This is a genomic window from Gallaecimonas kandeliae (genome assembly GCF_030450055.1).
Taxonomy (GTDB): Bacteria; Pseudomonadota; Gammaproteobacteria; order Enterobacterales; family Gallaecimonadaceae; genus Gallaecimonas; species Gallaecimonas kandeliae.
The window spans coordinates 881,775-901,445 of sequence record NZ_CP118480.1; the positions used below are offsets into that span (position 1 = coordinate 881,775).

The 19,671-nt window shown below is 63.4% G+C and carries 17 protein-coding genes and 4 tRNA genes; 14 read left to right on the forward strand and 7 right to left on the reverse strand.

The genetic code is table 11. The annotated features are described in order from the left end of the window. Positions 1 to 15 precede the first annotated feature (15 nt). From alaS to PVT67_RS04220, 7 genes are all read left to right on the forward strand, one after another. A complete protein-coding gene (gene alaS, locus PVT67_RS04190; protein WP_301498141.1) occupies positions 16 to 2,637 on the forward strand; it encodes an alanine--tRNA ligase in 2,622 nt (873 codons plus the stop codon). Next, on the forward strand, positions 2,638 to 3,846 hold the full coding sequence (locus tag PVT67_RS04195; RefSeq protein ID WP_301498144.1) for an aspartate kinase: 1,209 nt from the start codon (positions 2,638 to 2,640) through the stop codon (positions 3,844 to 3,846). It begins immediately after the preceding gene. Positions 3,847 to 3,954: 108 nt separating this feature from the next. After that, complete coding sequence (csrA, locus tag PVT67_RS04200; RefSeq protein ID WP_301498146.1) at positions 3,955 to 4,149, forward strand: carbon storage regulator CsrA; 195 nt, start codon at positions 3,955 to 3,957, stop codon at positions 4,147 to 4,149. A gap of 154 nt (positions 4,150 to 4,303) precedes the next feature. Beyond that, positions 4,304 to 4,394, forward strand: a tRNA-Ser gene (locus tag PVT67_RS04205). Between the two features lie 16 nt (positions 4,395 to 4,410). Next, positions 4,411 to 4,487, forward strand: a tRNA-Arg gene (locus PVT67_RS04210). 56 nt (positions 4,488 to 4,543) lie between these two features. Then, a tRNA-Arg gene (locus tag PVT67_RS04215) sits at positions 4,544 to 4,620 on the forward strand. Positions 4,621 to 4,644: 24 nt separating this feature from the next. Continuing rightward, positions 4,645 to 4,721: transfer RNA gene (locus PVT67_RS04220), tRNA-Arg, on the forward strand. Between the two features lie 714 nt (positions 4,722 to 5,435). Here the strand turns inward: PVT67_RS04220 and PVT67_RS04225 are convergent. Next, complete coding sequence (locus PVT67_RS04225) at positions 5,436 to 5,612, reverse strand: hypothetical protein (protein ID WP_301498148.1); 177 nt, start codon at positions 5,610 to 5,612, stop codon at positions 5,436 to 5,438. A gap of 302 nt (positions 5,613 to 5,914) precedes the next feature. Here PVT67_RS04225 and gshA point away from each other — a divergent pair, with 302 nt between their 5' ends. After that, on the forward strand, positions 5,915 to 7,471 hold the full coding sequence (gshA, locus tag PVT67_RS04230) for a glutamate--cysteine ligase (protein WP_301498150.1): 1,557 nt from the start codon (positions 5,915 to 5,917) through the stop codon (positions 7,469 to 7,471). Positions 7,472 to 7,501: 30 nt separating this feature from the next. Here gshA and PVT67_RS04235 read toward each other — a convergent pair whose 3' ends face one another. After that, positions 7,502 to 8,629, reverse strand: coding sequence for an aminotransferase class I/II-fold pyridoxal phosphate-dependent enzyme (locus PVT67_RS04235; protein WP_301498151.1), 1,128 nt, complete (start codon positions 8,627 to 8,629; stop codon positions 7,502 to 7,504). Positions 8,630 to 8,933: 304 nt separating this feature from the next. Here PVT67_RS04235 and PVT67_RS04240 point away from each other — a divergent pair, with 304 nt between their 5' ends. Continuing rightward, positions 8,934 to 9,533: a transglycosylase SLT domain-containing protein gene (locus PVT67_RS04240; RefSeq protein WP_301498152.1), complete on the forward strand. Its 600-nt coding sequence runs from the start codon at positions 8,934 to 8,936 to the stop codon at positions 9,531 to 9,533. A gap of 30 nt (positions 9,534 to 9,563) precedes the next feature. Here PVT67_RS04240 and PVT67_RS04245 read toward each other — a convergent pair whose 3' ends face one another. After that, entirely contained in the window at positions 9,564 to 10,832 is a 1,269-nt protein-coding gene (locus PVT67_RS04245; RefSeq protein ID WP_301498153.1) for an HlyC/CorC family transporter, read from the reverse strand. Positions 10,833 to 10,892: 60 nt separating this feature from the next. After that, complete coding sequence (locus PVT67_RS04250; RefSeq protein ID WP_301498154.1) at positions 10,893 to 11,693, reverse strand: cytochrome C assembly family protein; 801 nt, start codon at positions 11,691 to 11,693, stop codon at positions 10,893 to 10,895. A gap of 130 nt (positions 11,694 to 11,823) precedes the next feature. On the opposite strand from PVT67_RS04250, the gene ffh reads away from it, so the two are divergent. The 5 genes from ffh (at position 11,824) to rplS (ending at position 15,293) form a co-directional block, all read left to right on the forward strand. Continuing rightward, entirely contained in the window at positions 11,824 to 13,191 is a 1,368-nt protein-coding gene (gene ffh / locus PVT67_RS04255; protein ID WP_301498155.1) for a signal recognition particle protein, read from the forward strand. A 176-nt stretch (positions 13,192 to 13,367) separates the two neighbouring features. After that, positions 13,368 to 13,610: a 30S ribosomal protein S16 gene (rpsP, locus tag PVT67_RS04260; RefSeq protein ID WP_301498156.1), complete on the forward strand. Its 243-nt coding sequence runs from the start codon at positions 13,368 to 13,370 to the stop codon at positions 13,608 to 13,610. 34 nt (positions 13,611 to 13,644) lie between these two features. Beyond that, complete coding sequence (gene rimM, locus PVT67_RS04265; RefSeq protein ID WP_301498157.1) at positions 13,645 to 14,163, forward strand: ribosome maturation factor RimM; 519 nt, start codon at positions 13,645 to 13,647, stop codon at positions 14,161 to 14,163. Then, positions 14,163 to 14,909, forward strand: a complete 747-nt coding sequence (trmD, locus tag PVT67_RS04270; protein ID WP_301498158.1) for a tRNA (guanosine(37)-N1)-methyltransferase TrmD — start codon at positions 14,163 to 14,165, stop codon at positions 14,907 to 14,909. The genes rimM and trmD overlap by 1 nt, the downstream gene beginning before the upstream one ends. 30 nt (positions 14,910 to 14,939) lie before the next feature. Beyond that, positions 14,940 to 15,293 (forward strand): 50S ribosomal protein L19, encoded by a 354-nt coding sequence (rplS, locus tag PVT67_RS04275; protein ID WP_301498159.1) that lies wholly within the window; start codon positions 14,940 to 14,942, stop codon positions 15,291 to 15,293. 98 nt (positions 15,294 to 15,391) lie between these two features. Here rplS and PVT67_RS04280 read toward each other — a convergent pair whose 3' ends face one another. The 3 genes from PVT67_RS04280 to PVT67_RS04290 are packed head-to-tail and all read right to left on the reverse strand — an operon-like array spanning position 15,392 to position 19,617. Further along, positions 15,392 to 15,757, reverse strand: coding sequence for a DUF1428 domain-containing protein (locus tag PVT67_RS04280; protein ID WP_301498161.1), 366 nt, complete (start codon positions 15,755 to 15,757; stop codon positions 15,392 to 15,394). Between the two features lie 45 nt (positions 15,758 to 15,802). Continuing rightward, a complete protein-coding gene (locus PVT67_RS04285) occupies positions 15,803 to 17,350 on the reverse strand; it encodes a VRR-NUC domain-containing protein (RefSeq protein WP_301498163.1) in 1,548 nt (515 codons plus the stop codon). Next, positions 17,326 to 19,617: a penicillin acylase family protein gene (locus PVT67_RS04290; protein WP_301498166.1), complete on the reverse strand. Its 2,292-nt coding sequence runs from the start codon at positions 19,615 to 19,617 to the stop codon at positions 17,326 to 17,328. Before PVT67_RS04290 ends, PVT67_RS04285 begins: the two co-directional genes overlap by 25 nt. Positions 19,618 to 19,671 lie beyond the last annotated feature (54 nt).

A 19,671-nucleotide genomic window follows, 5' to 3' on the forward strand; every position in this document is an offset into this window, starting at 1 on the left:
ACCACAGGATTTTCCATGAGCATGACCAGCGCTGACATACGTGACGCCTTCTTGAATTACTTCAAGGACAAGGGCCACCAGATTGTGCCCTCCAGTTCCCTGATCCCGGGCAACGACCCGACCCTGCTGTTCACCAACGCGGGTATGGTGCAATTCAAGGATGTGTTCCTTGGCTCTGACAAGCGCGCCTACAGCCGCGCCGCCAGCTCCCAGCGCTGCGTCCGTGCCGGCGGCAAGCACAACGACCTGGAAAACGTCGGCTACACCGCCCGTCACCACACCTTCTTCGAGATGCTGGGCAACTTCAGCTTCGGCGACTACTTCAAGGAAGGGGCCATCAAGTACGCCTGGGAATTCCTGACCCAAGTGGTCAAGCTGCCGGCCGAGAAGCTCTGGGTCACCGTCTACGAGACCGACGACGAAGCCTACGACATCTGGGCCAAGGACATGGGCGTGCCGAGCGAGCGCATCATCCGCATCGGTGACAACAAGGGCGCGCCTTACGCCTCAGACAACTTCTGGTCCATGGGCGATACCGGCCCCTGCGGCCCCTGCACCGAGATCTTCTACGATCACGGCGCCGACATCTGGGGTGGTCCTCCGGGCAGCCCCGAAGAAGACGGCGACCGCTACATCGAGATCTGGAACATCGTCTTCATGCAGTTCAACCGTCACGCCGACGGCCGCATGGAGCCGCTGCCCAAGCCCAGCGTCGACACCGGCATGGGCCTGGAGCGCATCAGCGCCATACTGCAGCACGTCCATTCCAACTACGAAATCGACATCTTCCAGCACCTGATCAAGGCCGCCGCCGCCGCCATCGGCACCGACGACCTCGACAACAAGTCCCTGCGGGTGGTGGCGGACCATATCCGTTCCTGCTCCTTCCTGGTGGTGGACGGCGTCATGCCTTCCAACGAAGGCCGTGGCTATGTGCTGCGCCGCATCATCCGCCGCGCCGTGCGCCACGGTGCCCAGCTGGGCGCAAGCGAACCCTTCTTCCACAAGCTGGTGGTCGCCCTCATCGACGTGATGGGCGAAGCCTACCCCGAGCTCAAGGACAAGCAGGCCATCATCGAGAAGGCGTTGCTGCTGGAAGAGGAACAGTTCCGCAAGACCTTGGAGCGCGGCCTCAAGCTGTTGGATGAAGAGCTGGCCGGCCTCAAGACAGATCTCATCCCTGGCGAGCTGGTGTTCAAGCTCTATGACACCTACGGCTTCCCCGCCGATCTCACCGCCGACGTGGCCCGCGAGCGCATGCTGAGCGTCGATCACGCCGGCTTCGAAGCCGCCATGGAAGCCCAGCGCCAGCGCGCCAAGCAGGCCTCCAACTTCGGTGCCGACTACAACACCCGCCTGGAGATCGACAGCCAGACCCAGTTCTCCGGCTACGACGGTGTCCGCGACGTGTCCCCGGTGGTGGCCCTGTTCAAGGGCGGCGACGCCATTGAAGAGGCCCTGGCCGGCGACGAGGTGCTGGTGGTGCTGGAACGCACCCCCTTCTACGGCGAGTCCGGCGGCCAGGTGGGAGACACCGGCGAGCTGAGCGCCGACGGCGTCCAGATCCGGGTCCACAACACCACCAAGAGTGGCGATGCTTTCGTCCACCACGCCAAGGTGCTCAGCGGCAGCGTCAAGGTCGGTGACAAGCTCAAAGCCGAGGTGGACAAGGTCCGCCGTGACGCCATCCGCCTCAACCACAGCGCCACCCACCTGCTCCACGCCGCCCTGCGCAAGGTGCTTGGCGAGCACGTGAGCCAGAAGGGCTCCCTGGTGGATAGCGAACGCCTGCGTTTCGACTTCTCCCACTTCGAAGGCATCAAGGCCGCCGAGCTGGCCGAGATTGAGCGCCTGGTCAACAGCGAGATCCGCGCCAACAACGCCGTCGGCACCCGCCTGATGCAGATCGACCAGGCCAAGGAAGCCGGCGCCATGGCCCTGTTCGGTGAGAAGTACGACGACGAGGTACGGGTGGTGCAGATGGGGGATTTCTCCGTCGAGCTCTGCGGCGGTACCCACGTGGGCAGGACCGGTGACATAGGCCTGTTCAAGGTAGTGTCCGAAGGCGGCATCGCCGCCGGCGTGCGCCGTATCGAAGCCGTGACCGGCGAAGCCGCCCTGGCTTGGCTGCAGGGCCGTGAGCAGCTGCTGTGTGAGTTGGCCGGCAGCCTCAAGACCGACGTGGCCGGCCTTAGCGAACGCTTCGGCCAGCAGCTGGACCGCACCAAGCAGTTGGAAAAAGAACTGGAGAAGGCCAAGGCCCAACTGGCGGCCCAGGCCGGCAGCGCCCTGGCCGAGCAGGCCGAGGACCTTGGCGGCGTCAAGCTGCTGGTGGCTGAGCTGCCTGGTGCCGATCCCAAGTCCCTACGGGAACTGGTGGACAAGCTCAAGGACAAGCTGGGCGAGGCCGTGGTGGTGCTGGGTGTGCCCGGTGACGACAAGGTCAGCCTGATCGCCGGTGTCTCCAAGAACCTTACCGCCAAGGTCAAGGCCGGTGAACTGATCGGCATGGTCGCCGCCCAGGTCGGCGGCAAGGGCGGCGGTCGCCCCGACATGGCCCAGGCCGGCGGCAGTGACGTGGCGGCCCTCAAGGGGGCCCTGGCCTCCGTCAAGGATTGGGTGCAGGCCCGCCTCTAAATGGCCCTTGTCGTCCAGAAGTACGGCGGCACCTCTGTGGGGGATCTCCCCCGTATCGAGGCTGTCGCCGATCGCATCATCGCGACCCGCAAGGCCGGCCACGACGTGGTGGTGGTGGTCTCCGCCATGGCTGGAGAAACCAATCGCCTTATCGCCCTGGCCAGGGCTCTGACGCCGGAGCCCGACCCCAGGGAGCTGGACGTGCTGCTGGCCACCGGCGAGCAGACCACCATAGCCCTGCTGGCCATGGCCTTGAAAAAGCGGGGCCAGCCGGCTCTGTCCCTGACCGGCGATCAGGTGCGTATCCACACCGACCATCGCCACGGCCGGGCCCGTATCCTCAAAGTCGACACCACCATGCTGGACCAGGCCCTTGCCCGGGGCCAGGTAGTGGTGGTGGCCGGTTTCCAGGGCAGGGGGCCGGACAACGCCATCACCACCCTGGGCAGGGGCGGCTCCGACACCACGGCCGTGGCCCTGGCTGCGGCCTTGAAGGCCGCCGAGTGTCAGATCTTCACCGACGTGGACGGCATCTACACCACGGACCCGCGTATCGAGCCCAAGGCCCGCAAGCTGGGCCAGATCGGTTTCGAGTCCATGCTGGCCCTGGCCGCCCAGGGCGCCAAGGTGCTGCAGGTGCGCTCCGTGGAGTTCGCCGGCCAGTTTCGGGTGCCGCTGCGGGTGTTGTCCAGCTTCCATGAAGGGGAGGGCACCCTCATCACCTACGGCGAAGGCCAGGATCCTCTCGGTGTCTGCGGCGTGGCCTGTTGCGCCCAGTCGGCCTTCATCGAGGTGGATGGGGAGCATCTCCTGGGGGCCTCGGCCAGGCTGTTGTCTCCTCTCCAAGACGCCGGCATCGATGCCGATCTGCTGAGCGACGCCAATGAGCCGGGCAAAAAACTTTCATTTACGGTACCCTTGGGCGACCTCGGCCAGGTGTTACCCATGGTAAACGCCAGCGCCATCGACCTTGGTAACGCCAGGGTCAGGTGCGACCAGGGGCTGGCCAAGGTTTCAGTGATCGGCATGGGCTTCGACAGCCATGCCGACATAGCGTCCAAGATCTCGCAGGTACTGGGCGAAGAAGGGATTGGGATGCGGCTTTTTCACACCTCGCCGCGGCGTTTTTCGCTGCTGGTGGCGAGGGATGAGATGGAGCAAAGCGTGCGGCTTTTGCACCGCGCCCTGATACCGGAAATAACAGCCTGATGGCCTGCGGGCGAATATTCGGCCAATTTTCTTGAGCTTCAAGGGGTTGGCTTTATACTAAGCTGAAAATGAAGCTATTGAGCGGCTTTCATTGCAAGGAGCAAAGCGATGCTGATTCTGACCCGCCGTGTCGGCGAAACCCTGATGATCGGAGATGAAGTCACCGTTACCGTCCTGGGCGTGAAAGGCAACCAGGTGCGTATAGGCGTCAACGCACCCAAGGAAGTCTCGGTCCACCGTGAAGAGATCTACCAGCGTATCCAGGCTGAGAAAGATCCCAACGATCTCGACGGCAACTACTGATCGTTTTCCGGATAGTCGATTCCCTGAAGCGGCAACCTGTGACCCAGGTTGCCGCTTTTCTATACGGTCTGTTTAAAGGCTGTGCAACTGGCCGGTCTGCCTGGAAAAAGTGTTTGACTTGCCAAGTCGTTCCGGTAGTATTCGCATCCGTCGAGGTGAGGTGGCCGAGAGGCTGAAGGCGCTCCCCTGCTAAGGGAGTATGGGTCAAAAGCCCATCGGGGGTTCGAATCCCCCCCTCACCGCCATCGACACTTTCAAGATGCGACCATAGCTCAACTGGATAGAGTACCTGGCTACGAACCAGGCGGTTGGAGGTTCGAGTCCTCCTGGTCGCGCCATCTTGAAATGTGTCGAATAGCGCTTACCATTGGTAAGCGTTTTTTGTCTGAAGACTGCGACCATAGCTCAACTGGATAGAGTACCTGGCTACGAACCAGGCGGTTGGAGGTTCGAGTCCTCCTGGTCGCGCCATTCAGACAACACAATCCGACATCTGCGACCGTAGCTCAACTGGATAGAGTACCTGGCTACGAACCAGGCGGTTGGAGGTTCGAGTCCTCCCGGTCGCGCCATATATCAAAGGCCCGCTTTCATAGCGGGCCTTTCTCGTTCTAGGGCCCATTGCAGATCCCTCTGGGCACTCTTCGCTTTGCTTTGATGTTGAGATCCGGTTTCCCATGGCGATTGGCCTTAGTCCGCCCCTAGCGGTCAGGCAGGCCGGTCCCATGCTCGGAGAGGATGGTGGGGAGACCTTCCCTGGTGGAACGTCCAGGCCACCCATCCAGAGGCGGCCGCTCACCGGCGTCAAGGCAGCGCCTTGACTTCGAGGTTCGCCCTCCCGGTCGCGCCATATATCAAAGGCCCGCTTTCATAGCGGGCCTTTCTCGTTCTAGGGCCCATTGCAGATCCCTCTGGGCACTCTTCGCTTTGCTTTGATGTTGAGATCCGGTTTCCCATGGCGATTGGCCTTAGTCCGCTCCTAGCGGTCAGGCAGGCCAGTCCCATGCTCGGAGAGGATGGTGGGGAGACCTTCCCTGGTGGAACGTCCAGGCCGCCCATCCAGAGGCGGCCGCTCACCGGCGTCAAGGCAGCGCCTTGACTTCGAGGTTCGCCCTCCCGGTCGCGCCATATGTCAAAGGCCCGCTTTCATAGCGGGCCTTTCTCGTTTTAGGCTGCCTGCGACCCTTCGTGCAGGGCAAAGCCGCTTTAAGCCGCACCATCGATGGAAAAGCCCGCTTATCGAGCGGGCTTTTTGCGTTTGGGCCCAATTGGCCTGCCTGGGCTGGCTACTGTTGGTAACTCGTCACCCACAGCATCAGCGACATGAAGGCGATCAGTAAGGCGGAGAGGCCGAGGATCCAGTAGAAGCCGACCTTGCCACGGCTGAGGGGAATGCGGAAGTAGTTGATGGCCAGCCACCACAGCAGGCACAGCACCAGGGGGAGGAGAAAGAGTCTGCTCATTGTCCTTGGCCGCAAATAAGGTCGGTTGCACAACAGCTTACAGCCCTATTTCCGGTGTCGCCAGGGAAGTGCCGAGCTGGTGCAACAAAAGGGGTCTAGGCCCGGCTGTCCGGGGGCGCCAATGGCGGTGAAGGCGGTGGCGGTAATGAACCTCATCAGTGATCTAAATCACAAAGTTTTTGCATCCATCCCCGCTCAGCCATTACGCTTAGCTCCTTGGTCAAGGCATGCCGGGTTTGCCAGGGGCTGTCGCCCTCGACTAGATTGGTCAGGTCCCCCGGCTTGGAAGGGAAGGGTTTTCTTTGCTGAACCAGTTGCAACGCCGCCTCGATGCTTTGGCGGCCCAGAACGCATTGCCTTTATTGTTCCATCCGCTGCGGGGGGTCGAACGCGAAGCGCTACGCATCACAGCCGACGGCCAGATGGCGATGACGCCTCACCCCAGGGCCCTGGGCTCGACCCTTACCCACGAATTCATCACCACGGATTTCGCCGAGAACCTGCTGGAGTTCATCACGCCAGTCACGGCCTCTGCCGAGGAGCTGATGGCCTCCTTGTCGGATATCCACGTGTTCAGCCTCAAGCACCTGGACGGGGAGAGCCTTTGGCCCCTGTCCATGCCTTGCTATGTCGCCGATCCGGACAAGGTCCCCCTGGCCTACTACGGCACCTCCAACATAGGCCGTATGAAGCGGGTCTACCGGGAGGGGCTCAAGAACCGCTACGGCGCCATCATGCAGCTCATCGCCGGCGTCCATTACAACTTCTCCCTGCCCGAGGCTATCTGGGCCCATTGGCCGGAAGGGGACGCCTCCAGCGCCTACATGGGGTTGCTGCGCAACTATCGGCGCCTGGTCTGGGTGCTGCCCTACCTGTTCGGCGCCTCCCCGGCCCTCTGTGGCTCCTTCCTCTGTGGTAAGGAGCACCACTTGCCCTTCGAGAGGCTGGGCAAGACCCTCTACCTGCCCCACGCCACCTCGCTGCGGCTCTCGGACCTCGGTTACACCAGCTCGGCTCAGGCCGGACTGCGCATCGACCACAACAGCATAGGGCACTATATCCGCGACCTGCGCGAGGTGATCGCCACCCCCAGCAGTGATTTCGCCAAGATAGGCGTCAAGGTGGACGGTCAATACCGCCAGCTCAACGCCAACCTCCTGCAGATCGAGAACGAGCTCTACGCTCCCATCAGGCCCAAGCGGGTCACCCTGAGCGGCGAGAAGCCCACCGATGCCCTGGAGCGCGGTGGCGTTCAGTACGTGGAAGTCAGGGCCCTGGACGTGGACCCCTTCAGCCCCCTGGGGCTCTCGGTGGACACGGCCCGCTTCATGGACGTCTTCCTGCTGTCCTGCCTGCTGTTGGATGCCCCTGTGCTGGACGACGTCCAGTGGAGCGAGAATCTCAAGAACTTCCAAGCCACGGTATTGGAAGGGCGCAAGCCGGGCCTGATGCTGAGCCGACAGGGCCAGGCCGTCGCCATGGTCGACTGGTTTGCCGAACTGATGCCGGTCTGGCAGCGCATCGCCGAGGGCCTGGATGCCCAGCAGGGCGGGGACAGCTACCAGCAGAGCCTGGCGGTCCAGGCCGCCAAGGTAGCGGACCCCAGTTTGACCCCTTCGGCGCGCGTTTTGGCCGCCCTTAGCGAGGACCAGGGCACAGGCAAGCTGGGCCAGCAACTGGCAGCCCGGCATCGCCAGGCCTTGCTGGAAACCCCCTACCGGCGCTGGGACAGCCACTTCTTCGAGGCCGAAGCGGCACGCTCCCTGGCCGCCCAGGCGGCAGGGGAAGCGGCCGACGAGCAAAGCTTTGACGACTTCCTGGTGGATTATTTCGCCCCGGCCAAGGCCGGCGCCGCCTGAATGACAAACCCCGGCTTGCCGGGGTTTGTTTTATCCACCCAGGGCCTGGGCCAAATCCTCCCGCAGGTCTTCCACGTCCTCCAGGCCGATGGACAAGCGGACCAGGCTGTCGGTGATGCCGAGACGGGCCCTGAGTTCGGCCGGCAAGGCGCCGTGGCTCATGCTGGCCGGCAGGTTGACCAGGCTCTCCACGGCCCCCAGGCTGTCCGCCAGGGTGAAATAGCGGCAATTCCTGGCCAGGGCCTGGGCCCTGGCCGCGTCCCCCAGCTCCAGGCTGATGATGCCGCCGTAGCCGCCGCACTGGCTGTCGTGCACGGCGCGCTGGGTAGGCACCGCCAGGCCCGGGTAATAGAGGCGCTGCACGGCCGGGTGTTGGTTTAGCCAACCGGCCAGGATCTCGGTCGTTTCTTCTATGGCCTCCATTCGTACTCCCAGTGTCTTGAGGCCGCGCAGCAGCAGGAAGCTGTCCTGGGGCCCCAGCACGGCGCCGGTGCTGGCCTGAAGCCGGTGCAACCGGTGGCCAAGGCTTTCATCCCGCACCACCGCCAGGCCGGCCAATACGTCGGAATGGCCGCCGATGTACTTGGTGGCGCTGTGCAGCACCAGGTCGGCCCCCAGGGCCAGGGGATTCTGCCAGTAGGGGGTGGCGAAGGTGTTGTCCACCACCAGCAGGGCGCCGGACGCCTGGGCCAGGCCGGCCATGGCCCGCAGGTCCGTGACGCTGAGCAGGGGGTTGGCCGGGGTTTCCACGTAGAGCATGGCGATGTCGGGCCCCAGGGCGGCGGCCACGGCCTGGCTGTCGCTGCTGTCGACGAACTGCACCGCTATCTGGAAGCGCTTCAATACCTGGCTGACCAGCCGGTAGGTGCCGCCGTAGAGATCGGCCGTCATCAGCACCTTGTCCCCTGGGCTCAGCAGCATCATCACAGTGGTGATGGCGGCCATGCCGGAGGCGAAGGCAAAGCCGCGGCAGCCGCCTTCCAGCTCGGCTATCCGCGCCTCCAGGGCGCTGCGGGTGGGGTTGGCGGCGCGGCTGTACTGGTAAGGCCGCTTTTCCCGTTGGTCGAAGGTACTGACCTGGTAGATGGGCACGGCCAGGGCGCCGCTGGCCTGATCCGTGCTGCCGGCGCCGTGGAGCAGGCGGGTTTTCTTGCGCATGATGCCCTCCTTTTTCCTGTCCCAAGCTTAGGGCAAAAAAAGAGGAGGCCAAGGGCCTCCTTTGGGAGTCTGACGTCTTCGGATGGGCGGCAGCCGTCGCTGCACGCTACTCTTCGAGAGCAAGGTCGATGAATAGTTCCAGGTGACTGAAAAGCGGATAAAAAAAGGGGAGGCTTTGGAGGCCTCCCCATACAGGGATGTGACATGAAAAGTCTTGCTGCTTGCGAAAGATTAGAGGGGGGCGCCTTGTGAAAGTTCACAGGCTCTGGCACTTTTGTGGCGTGGATGACGGAAGATGTTGTAAATGATGCGAATTCTTTTTTTGCTTCCGGCCCTTTGGCTGGCCGGCTGTGCTACGGCGCCTCCCAAGGACCCTGATAACCTCTGCGCCATCTTCAAGGAGAAGGACGACTGGTACCAGGCGGCCCTGGACGTGCAGAAGAAGTGGGGCGTGCCGGTGCAGGTACCTTTCGCCATCCTCTACCAGGAATCGAGCTTCCACCATGACGCCTTGCCACCCCGTGACTACCTGCTGGGTTTCATTCCCTGGGGCCGGGTCTCCAGCGCTTACGGCTACGCCCAGGCCAAGGACGATACCTGGGAAGACTATATGCGCGAGACCGACAACTGGGGCGCCGACCGCGACGACTTCGACGACGCCCTGGACTTCATGGGCTGGTACATCGCCAAGACCCACAAGCTCAACGGCGTCTCCAAGTGGGACGCCTATGGCCTTTACCTCAACTACCACGAGGGCTGGGGCGGCTACCGCCAGAAGAGCTACGAGAGGAAGCCCTGGCTGAAGCAGGTGGCCAAGAAGGTGCAGAGCCGGGCCTGGGCCTTCTCCAAGCAGTACAAAGGCTGCAAGGACGACCTGGACAAGGGCTTCTGGGACTGGTTCTAGCCAAGAAAAAGGCCGCTTGCGCGGCCTTTTTTAATCCTTCTTGTACTGCGGCAGTATCCGCGCCGTCTTCACCATGTTGTCTTTGACGTCGATGATCTCCAGCGGGTAGCCGGCCAGGCGGATGGAGATGTTGGCCTCGGGGATCTCCTCCAGGTGCTCGAGGATCAGGCCGTTGAGGGTCTTGGGCCCGTCGGTGGGGAAGTCCCAGCTCATCTCCTTGTTGAGTTCGCGCAGCGAGATGGAACCTTCCACCAGGTAGGAGCCATCCGGCTGGGGCACGATCTCCTCGTGGGGGGCCGGCGCCTGGTCTGTGGTGAAGTCACCCACTATCTCTTCGAGGATGTCTTCCAGGGTCACCAGGCCTTGGATGTCGCCGTATTCGTCCACTACCAGGCCGATACGCTCCTTGTTGCGCTGGAACTTCAGCAGCTGGACGTTGAGGGGCGTGCCTTCGGGGATGAAGTAGATCTCCCGCACCGCCCGCAGCAGCGCCGACTTGGTGAACTGGTTTTTGGACAGCAGGCGCAGGGCATCGCGGGCATGGACGAAACCGACGGCGTCGTCGATGTTGTCCCGGTACAGCAGCAGCCGGGTGTGCTGGGCATGGGTCAGCTGCTTGACGATATCGCTCCAGTCGTCGTTGATGTCGATGCCCTTGATGTCGGATCTGGGGGTCATGACGTCCTCCACCTGCACCTTTTCCAGATCCAGGATAGAGACCAGCATGTCCTTGTGGCGGCGCGGGATCATGGCCCCGGCCTCGGCCACCACAGTGCGCAGCTCTTCGCTGGATAGGGCGTCAGCGCCGCTGCTTTCCGGCTTGATGTGCAGCAGGGCCAGCAGGCCGTTGGTGATGCCGTTCACCACCCAGACCACGGGGTAGAAGACTTTCATCAGCCCCTTGAGGAACCAGGCCGAAGGGAAGGCCACCTTCTCGGGGTAGAGGGCCGCCAGGGTCTTGGGAGTGACCTCGGCCAGCAGCAGCATGCCCAGGGTCAGCACGAAGGGAGTCAGGGCCACGCCCAGGTCGCCCAGCAGGCGCAGGCCTATGATGGAGGCGATGGTGGCGGCGGCGTTATTGGCCAGGTTGTTGCCAATAAGGATCAGGCCGATAAGGCGGTCGGTGCGGTCCAGAAGGTCACTGGCGCGTCGGGCGCCCTTGTGTCCTTCCTTGGTGAGATGTCGAAGCCGGTAACGGTTCAGCGACATCATGGCGGTCTCGGAACTGGAGAAGAAGGCCGAGAGGATGATGAGTACCAGCAAGGCTATCCATAAGGTACTCGTCGATATGTCGTCCAAAAGGGGCGTCCTTTATCAAAATAGGAATCCCCATTTTACTACGCGAAGGGGGGGCTGTGATCAAGACCGCAGTATGACTTCCTGGACGAATCTGCTGCCGAAATAGGCCAAGGTCAGCAATACGGCCCCGCCGAGGCTGGCCCAAACGGCGCCGCGGCCCCGCCAGCCATGGCGGTAATGGGCGTAGAGGGCCAGGGCGTAGACCAGCCAGGCCAGCAGAGAAAAGACCGTTTTGTGGATCTGGGCCCGGGCGAACATGCCGTCCACGAACACGAAGCCGGAGGCCAGGGCCAGGCTCAGCACGATAAGGCCCACCAGCATCAGCTGGAACAACTGGCGCTCCACCGTCATCAGCGGCGGGAGGAAGGCGGGCAGGGCGGACAGCCGGCGGTGTTTGAGCTGGCGGTTGATGAAGGCCAGCTCCAGGGCATAGATGGCCGCTATCACCATCACGGCGTAGGCGATGAGGCTCAGGGTGATGTGGATCACCACCTCGGGCTCGGCGTTGAGGTGCAGCACCCATTTGACCGGCACCTGCCAGGCCACCAGCACCACCAGGGCGGCAAAGCCGTGGACTATGGGCATCAGCTGCAGCACCGGCAGGCGCATGGCCGCCGTCGTCATCAGCATCACCACCACCCAGGCCGACATGGACGCCACGTTCAGCACCCCGAGGTTCTCGCCGTCCCCTGTCATCACCAGCACCATCAGGCTGGCCAAATGGGCGCCGGCGGCGGCAAAGCCCAGGGACACCGTCTGTACCCGGTTCGGCCCCTCGTGCTTGAACAGGCGGCCGGCCGCCAGCACGGCGGACAGGGCGTAGAGCAAGGTGGCGGCGAGGGAGAAGATAGAGGTCAGCATGGGTCCTGGGGCGTCCTTGGAGTTGCCCCATTCTAAGGGCAGGCTTTTGCAAAAGTGAATAGCGGTCTTTCGGGGCGCCCCCCTCTTTGGGGTATACTGCCTGCAACCCGATATCCAGAGATAAAGACAGATGTTCGAAAATCTGAGCGACAGGCTGACGCGTACCCTGAAAAATATCAGCGGCCGTGGGCGCCTGACCGAAGACAACATCAAGGACACCCTGCGCGAAGTCCGCATGGCCCTGCTGGAGGCCGACGTGGCCTTGCCGGTGGTGCGCGACTTCGTGGCCAAGGTCAAGGAGCGGGCCCTGGGGGCCGAGGTCACCAAGTCCCTGACTCCGGGCCAGGTCTTTATCAAGATAGTACGCGACGAGCTGGAAGCGGCCATGGGCGAGGCCAACGAGGCCCTGAACCTGGCGGCCCAGCCGCCGGCCGTGGTGTTGATGGCGGGCCTGCAGGGCGCCGGTAAGACCACCTCCGTCGCCAAGCTGGCCCGTTTCCTCAAGGAACGCCACAAGAAAAAGGTGATGGTGGTCAGTGCCGACATCTACCGTCCGGCGGCCATCAAGCAGCTCGAGACCCTGGCCGGCGAGGTGGGGGTCAGCTTCCATCCTTCCGACATCTCCCAGGACCCGGTTGCCATAGCCCAGGGTGCCATCGACGCCGCCAAGAAAGGCTTCTATGACGTGCTGCTGCTGGACACCGCCGGCCGCCTGCACATCGACGGCGACATGATGGCCGAGATCCAGCGCCTGCACGGCGCCGTCAAGCCGGTGGAAACCCTGTTCGTGGTGGACGCCATGACCGGCCAGGACGCCGCCAACACCGCCAAGGCCTTCCACGAGGCCCTGCCGCTGACCGGCGTCATCCTCACCAAGGTCGACGGTGATGCTCGCGGCGGTGCCGCCCTGTCCATCCGCGCCATCACCGGCAAGCCCATCAAGTTCTTGGGTATGGGCGAGAAGACCGACGCCCTGGAGCCCTTCCACCCCGACCGGGTGGCGTCCCGCATCCTCGGCATGGGTGACGTGCTGTCCCTCATCGAGGAAGTGGAGCGCACCGTCGACAAGGAAAAAGCCGCCAAGCTGGCCGACAAGGTCAAGAAGGGCAAAGGCTTCGACCTCGAAGACTTCCGCGAGCAGCTTGAGCAGATGAACAACATGGGCGGCATGATGGGCCTGCTCACCAAGCTGCCAGGCATGGGCCAGATCTCCGAGCAGATCAAAGGCCAGATGGACGACAAACTCACCAAGCGCATGGGGGCCATCATCAGCTCCATGACCCCCGGTGAGCGCCGCCAGCCCGAGGTCATCAAGGGCTCGCGCAAGCGCCGCATCGCCATGGGCGCCGGTGTCGAGGTGCATGAAGTGAACAAGCTGCTCAAGCAGTTCACCCAGATGCAGAAGATGATGAAGAAGATGTCCGGCAAGGGCGGCATGATGAAGATGATGCGCTCCATGAAGGGCATGATGCCCCCTGGCGGCATGCCCAAGCTCTGAGCTAATCCCTTCCTTTTCTCTGCGCGTTTTGAGAGGCGGCCCGGGCCGCCTCTACTATTGTCTATCCCGCCGCCGCCTTTTCTTGCATTCAAGTGCAATCTGAGTAAAATTGCCGGGCTTTACAGCATGGGCCCCCTCCGGGCCCGCCATTCACTTGTATCAACCAAGAGGACGGTATGGTTACCATTCGTTTGGCACGTGGCGGCGCTAAAAAGCGTCCGTTCTATCAAGTTGTCGTTGCTGACAGCCGTAACTCCCGTGACGGGCGTTTCATCGAGCGCGTTGGCTTCTTCAACCCCGTCGCCCGTGGCCAGGAAGAGAAACTGCGCCTGGACGTGGATCGCATCAACCACTGGGTTTCCCAGGGTGCGGCCATGACCGATCGCGTAGCTCAACTGGTCAAGAGCAACAAGGCTTAATTAGCCACCGTTTTCCCAGAGGTAAAGGCTTTTCATGGAAAAGATCACTGTTGGCCGACTCGGCGCCCCTTACGGTATCCGTGGCTGGGTCAAGGTGAATTCCTTTACCGACGATCCGGAAAACATCTTCTCCTACCAACCCTGGCTCTTGGGCCGTGATGGGGACTGGCAGGAGAGAGGCATCGTCAAATGGCGACGCCACAACAAGGGCCTGGTAGTGCTCTTGGACCAAGTTACCGATCGCAACGGCGCCGAGCTGTTGAATGGCATGGACATCGCAGTCGAAGCCTCTCAACTGCCGGAGCTTGCTGATGGCGACTACTACTGGCGCGACCTGGAAGGGCTTCGCGTGGTCAACCTCCAGGGCTATGACCTGGGCCAGGTGGACCACCTGATGGAGACCGGTTCCAACGACGTGCTGGTGGTCAAGGCCAACAGCCGAGACAGTTTTGGTCAACGTGAACGATTGATCCCCTTCGTCACAGAACAGTTCATCAAGAAGGTCGACATCCCTGGTGGTGTCATCGAGGTGGACTGGGATCCCAGCTTCTGATGAAGCTGGCGGTTGTCACCCTTTTCCCCGACATGTTCCGGGCATTGACCGAACACGGGGTGATGGGGCGAGCCATAGACAAGGGTTTATTGCGGCTTGAGTGCGTGAATCCCCGTGATTTCACCACCGACAAGCATCGCACCGTGGACGACAGGCCTTACGGCGGTGGTCCCGGCATGCTGATGAAGGTCGAGCCGCTGCAAGACGCCATTGCTGTAGCCAAGGCCGCAGCAGGTGCGCAGGCTAAGGTGGTTTACCTTTCGCCCCAGGGCCGAAGGCTGGACCAACAAGGCGTCCGAACCCTGGCCAAGGCCGAAGCCTTGGTATTGGTGTGCGGCCGTTACGAAGGCATAGACGAGCGCGTGATAACGTCGCTGGTAGACGAAGAATGGTCTATAGGTGATTACGTGCTGTCCGGCGGGGAACTCCCTGCCATGGTGCTGATTGACGCTGTCGCCCGGCTGGTGCCGGGAGTACTGGGTCATGATCAGTCAGCCGAAGAGGACTCTTTCGCGACGGGGCTGCTCGACTGCCCCCACTATACGCGGCCTGAGGTACTCGACGGCATGACGGTACCAGAAGTCCTTCTGAGCGGTGATCACCAGGCCATCCGCCGTTGGCGCCTCAAGGCGTCACTGGGCCGGACTTGGCAAAGGCGTCCGGATCTGCTGGACAACCTAGCTCTGACTGACGAGCAGGAACTACTTCTTGCTGAATTTATCCGCGAACAAGCGGATCACAGTTAAGTCTCAGTTACACCTAGGGAAATTGAAATTATGAGCAACATCATCAAGCAACTTGAAGACGAACAGCTGAAACAGGACGTCCCGGCCTTTGCCCCCGGTGACACCCTGGTTGTTTCCGTCCGTGTTAAAGAAGGCGATAAAGAGCGTCTGCAGGCTTTCGAAGGCGTGGTTATCGCCAAGCGTAACCGCGGCCTGCACTCCGCTTTCACCGTGCGTAAGATCTCCAACGGTGAAGGTGTTGAGCGTGTCTTCCAGACCCACAGCCCCCTGATCGCCAAGATCGAGGTCAAGCGTCGCGGTGACGTACGTCGCGCCAAGCTGTACTACCTGCGCAGCCGCACCGGTAAGGCAGCTCGCATCCGCGAGAAGCTGACCAGCAAGTAATGGTCGCTGTATAAAGCAAAATGAAACCCCGCCATCTGGCGGGGTTTTTTTATGCCTTGCCAACGGCGCCTGTCACAGCGGCTAAGCCGGGGCTGGCCTCAGGGCTGGTATTGCACCGACGGTGTGAAGCCGCCCCAGAACATGCGCTTGCCGTCGAAGGGCATCTTGCTGGCATCCATCATGTCGGCCAAGCGGGGATCCTTGAAGACCTTGTCGTTGATGGCGTCCCTGGCTTCCCTGGAAGGGTAGGTGATCCAGGCGAAGATCACCGTCTCGCCGGGCTGGAGCTGCACCGCCTGGGGAAAGGAGGTGAGCTTGCCCTCCTTGACGTCGTCGGCGACGCACTCCACATAGCTCAGGGCGCCGTGCTCGCGCCAGACGGCACCGGCGAGGCGAGCCATGGCCAAGTAGTCCTCCAGCCTGTCCAGTGGTACCGGGACCACGAATCCGTCGACATAACCCATGATGCTTCCTCCTGTTGCTGACCCTTCCAGCCTAGCAGGGATGCACTACTTGAGGTGCAACACCCGGGCGGGGTGGCCGAGGCGGATGAGTTCCCGCAGCCAGCGCTTCTGGCCGGGCTGGAGGCGGTCACCTGGGCCCTTGACCTCCACCAGGGCGTAGCCGCCCTCTTCGAGCACCAGCAGATCGGGAAAACCGCTGCGGTGGTGGCGGGGGTCGCTAAGAAAATGGCGGAACCAGGCGGCCAGGTGCGCCCCCGGTATGGCGCCGGCCAGTTCAAGGCTTTCCTCTGTCCAGAAGGGCCAGTGCACCAGGGCGTTGGTGATGCCCTGCTTTTGCCGCCGACAGGCCTGGGCCCTTGGCAGCCAGTCACCCTCAATTTCCTTGAGCCTTGCCTCGATAAGGGCCCGGCGCTTCTCGGTGAAATCAGGGCTGAACAGATCTTGGGGGCCGCGCTGGAAGGGGTGGAAGAAGGCGCCCGGCACCGGGGCGAAGACGATGTCCCAGAACAAGAGGCCGAAGAGGCCGGTGAGCAGTTGGTTCTCGCCGTGCACGCCGGCCTGGAAATACTGAAGGGCCTTTAGCTCCACCGAGCCCTTGCCGGCCGGCAGTGGCCGCACTTCCTCGGCTACGGCGCTGACCGGTGCCGCCGGCAGCTGCTGGCCCAGCTTCTTGGCCAGGCGCTGGCCGAAGCACTCGATAAAGTCCTGCTCGCTGGCGTCCATTGGCCCTTGCAGTACCGGCGCCAGCGCCTGCCAGGCGGCCTGGTCGCCGGCTTGCTTCTGGATAAGCCGTACCTGGCGCTCGCGGCTGGGGGGCAGGGGCGTCTTGGCATAAAAGGCCAGGGCCTGGGCGGTTGCACCGGCCCTTTCCAGGCGCCTGGCCAGGGCCAGGGTCAACTTCTGCCAGCGCCTGTCATCCCCTTCAGGCCAGCTGGTTGCCAGGGCCGGCAGCTCGGCCTCTTCCGTGGCCTCCAGTTCCTGGGCCAGTTTGGCCAGGGCGAAGTGGCGCTCGAGGTGCCCCCTGTCCCGGTAGAAACGGCTGCCAACATCCAGGGCATAGGCCTCGTAGCGCACGTGCTCCAGCGCCGTCACTACGAACTCGCTGAGATCCTGGTAGGGGTTGCCGAAATAGAGCAGCAGGCAGCGGCGGAAGAAGTCTTCGAAGCGCAGTTGCCAGATGTGAAAGGGCAGGGCGGGGAAGGGCAGGGCCTCGGCCTGGGCCAGCAGGTCGAGGCGCTTTTGCCGAGCGTCGAGGCCAAAGAGCTGGGCCAGCTCGGCCTTGGTCAGCAGCGCCAGCAGTGCAGTGGTCGGGGGAGCCGCTGCGATAAAGCCGGCGGCCTCGAGGCTGGCCAGGGCCTGGGGCAATGCCAGCTCGGGGTAATTGAGCTTGTCTTGCCGAAAGGCTTGGCCGCGGCGGCCAAGGAAGCGCACATAGAGGGCGCGGGCGTCGACCGGCAGGACCTTGAAGCTGGCCAGCAGAGCCTGCTCGGCCTCAATAAAAAGGTCGCCGTAGCGACCTTCAACCTGGGCCAGCAGGGCCTCGAAATGCTCAAGGTAATAGGTGCCGGTCAGGGCGTCAGCTTGAGCTGCCATCGGCTTTCCTGGGGCATCAGGGGTTCGGGGTGGCCTTCCTGCCAGTCCTGGTGGCCTTTGAGGTAATAAGGGGACAGGGGGTTGCTGGCCTGGCCGCCCGGCATCACCAAAATGCCCCTGTCCTCCTGGCCTGGAGTGACCACCAAGCGCTCCGAGGCGCCGAAGGCCGGGCCAGTGACGTGCACCGCGTAGCTGTCGCCGGACTGGGGCACCACGGGCGCGTCCAGGTAGCGGGCCAGCCAGCCTGGCAGGGCGCTGGAGAGGGGATGGCGAATGTGGCTCTGGTGCTCGGCGCCCCAGGTGGGCCAGCCCTGCTCGGCGGCCCTGGCCACCTGCCGCGCCGTCTGCTCGCTCAAGAGGGCGTCCCAGTCGTCATAGCCGGCGGGCAGCAGTTGGCCAGGCCGCTCGGTCAGCAACTGGCGCAAGGGGTATTCCCACTGGTTGTCGATGGCGGCGGTGTCGAAGCCGGGCAGTTTCTTCTGCAGTTCATAGAAGGGAGCAAAGAGGCTGCCCATCATGGCTTGGCGGAAGCCCTTGATGAGACCGAAGGCCTGGGAGCCGGCGCTGGCGCTGCCGTCCCAGGCGTCCACCAGACGCCTGGCCTTGACGAAGTCCGGCGAGGGCGGCATGGCCGCCAGCTCCTTGGCCAGCAGCTTGGCCCAGAAGTCGTAGAGGGGCACGCGGTTGTCGTACTGGAGGGCGAAGAAGCCTTTTTCATCCCAGAGGTTCTGGCTGCGCAGGGCGTCGCGGATGCGCCCGGCCCGCTCGCCGAGGGCAAAGCCGCCGTCGCCGATGCGGTCCAGCTCGGCACCGCCCAACATGCGCTGGTTGGCGCTCCAGATCCGCCCGCCAGGCGGGTTGATGCGCCTGGGGTAGGCGCTGGCCGGCAGGCGATCGCTCCAGGTAAGCCCGGGCTGGCTGAGGTCGACCGGGGCCTGGCCGTCGTAGCCGGTGCGCTCCGGCAGGGGGCCGGCCGGCGTCCAGGCGATATTGCCGCGGCTGTCGGCCACCACCAGGTTCTGGGTGGGGATCCCCATCTGGGGAGCCAGGTCCAGGGCGCAGTTGACGTCGGGGCAGTTCACCAGTTGCATCAGCTTGAAGTTGACGGCTCCCTCCTGCTGGGCCTCCCAGAGCTGGGCGTAGGGCCGGCCGTCGGGCAGGGTGCCCATCAGCGGCCCCCACTGGGTCTCGTCCACATCCAGCACTTCGCTCTTGCCGCTGGCGCTCAGCAACGTTTCCTGGTGGTGCACCAGGGGCTTGGGGCCCTCCTGGGTCTGGTAGCTGTTGTCGCCCACCTTGTTGACCACCACCAGGTCGGAGAAGTCGCCGTAGGCGTTGGTAAAGCCCCAGGCGATATGGCCGTTGCTGCCCACCACCAGGCCGGGGGAGCCGGGCAATGTCAGGCCCACCTCCATCTGTTCGCCGACCCGGGCGGCCATGCGGTACCAGATGTTGGGCAGGCGCAGGCTGAGGTGCATGTCGGAGGCCAGCATGGCGGCGCCGTCGTTGGTGAAGCGGCCGGCCACGGCCCAGGCGTTGGAGCCGGGGGCCTGCTCGGGGGCCGGCTTGCCGGGGGCGGCGAGGTTGGGCAGGCCATCTTCTGGGATGGGGGCCGGCTCAGGGAAGCTGCTGTCCAGGGCCGCATCCAGGGCGCCTCCTTCGGGGAACCAGAAACGGCGCTGGGCCGCATCCAACCTGTCGCTGATGGCGGCCAGGCTCCATTCCCGCTCGGCGCTGTTGCCCTGCAGGTCCAAGTACATGGCGTCGATCACCAGCAGGCTGTCTTCGGGGCGCCAGGGCTGGGGTTTTTGCCGCAGCAGCCAGTATTCGAAGGGCCTGCCGTGGAGAGCCGCCAGGCCCTGGTTGACGCCGCCGGCATAGGCCTGGAGCAGGGCCTGGGTCTTGGGATCCAGCTTGGCCAGGGCCTGCTCGGCCCGGGCGCGGAAGCGGTGACGGCGCTTGTCGCGGTCCGTCGCCAGGGCCTTGTCCCCCACCAGGGCGGCCAGCTCACCGGCGGCAAGGCGGCGCAGCAGATCCATCTGGAAGAAACGCTCCTGGCCGTGCAGGTACCCCAGGGTCCTGGCCAGATCCAGCTGGTTGCTGGCATGGATCAGCGGCACGCCCCTGTTGTCGCGGTCGACGCTGACGCCGTGGTTGAGCCCGGCCAGCCGGACCTCCCCGTCCAGCTTGGGGGTACTAGCGTAGAGCAGTACCAGAGGAGTAACGGCAAGGGCTGCCAGTAACAGTGCTCCAATTCGCCATTTCACTTTTTTTTCCTTGCCGTTCAGGAAGAGTCCATCAGAATAGGCCTCTTACATTAC

Bases quoted from the DNA above. Each gene is read 5' to 3' on its own strand.
- alaS (WP_301498141.1), top strand. From the start codon at position 16: ATGAGCATGACCAGCGCTGACATACGTGACGCCTTCTTGAATTACTTC.
- PVT67_RS04195 (WP_301498144.1), top strand. From the start codon at position 2,638: ATGGCCCTTGTCGTCCAGAAGTACGGCGGCACCTCTGTGGGGGATCTC.
- csrA (WP_301498146.1), top strand. From the start codon at position 3,955: ATGCTGATTCTGACCCGCCGTGTCGGCGAAACCCTGATGATCGGAGAT.
- PVT67_RS04225 (WP_301498148.1), bottom strand. From the start codon at position 5,612: ATGAGCAGACTCTTTCTCCTCCCCCTGGTGCTGTGCCTGCTGTGGTGG.
- PVT67_RS04235 (WP_301498151.1), bottom strand. From the start codon at position 8,629: ATGCGCAAGAAAACCCGCCTGCTCCACGGCGCCGGCAGCACGGATCAG.
- PVT67_RS04240 (WP_301498152.1), top strand. From the start codon at position 8,934: ATGATGCGAATTCTTTTTTTGCTTCCGGCCCTTTGGCTGGCCGGCTGT.
- PVT67_RS04250 (WP_301498154.1), bottom strand. From the start codon at position 11,693: ATGCTGACCTCTATCTTCTCCCTCGCCGCCACCTTGCTCTACGCCCTG.
- ffh (WP_301498155.1), top strand. From the start codon at position 11,824: ATGTTCGAAAATCTGAGCGACAGGCTGACGCGTACCCTGAAAAATATC.
- rpsP (WP_301498156.1), top strand. From the start codon at position 13,368: ATGGTTACCATTCGTTTGGCACGTGGCGGCGCTAAAAAGCGTCCGTTC.
- rimM (WP_301498157.1), top strand. From the start codon at position 13,645: ATGGAAAAGATCACTGTTGGCCGACTCGGCGCCCCTTACGGTATCCGT.
- trmD (WP_301498158.1), top strand. From the start codon at position 14,163: ATGAAGCTGGCGGTTGTCACCCTTTTCCCCGACATGTTCCGGGCATTG.
- rplS (WP_301498159.1), top strand. From the start codon at position 14,940: ATGAGCAACATCATCAAGCAACTTGAAGACGAACAGCTGAAACAGGAC.
- PVT67_RS04280 (WP_301498161.1), bottom strand. From the start codon at position 15,757: ATGGGTTATGTCGACGGATTCGTGGTCCCGGTACCACTGGACAGGCTG.
- PVT67_RS04285 (WP_301498163.1), bottom strand. From the start codon at position 17,350: ATGGCAGCTCAAGCTGACGCCCTGACCGGCACCTATTACCTTGAGCAT.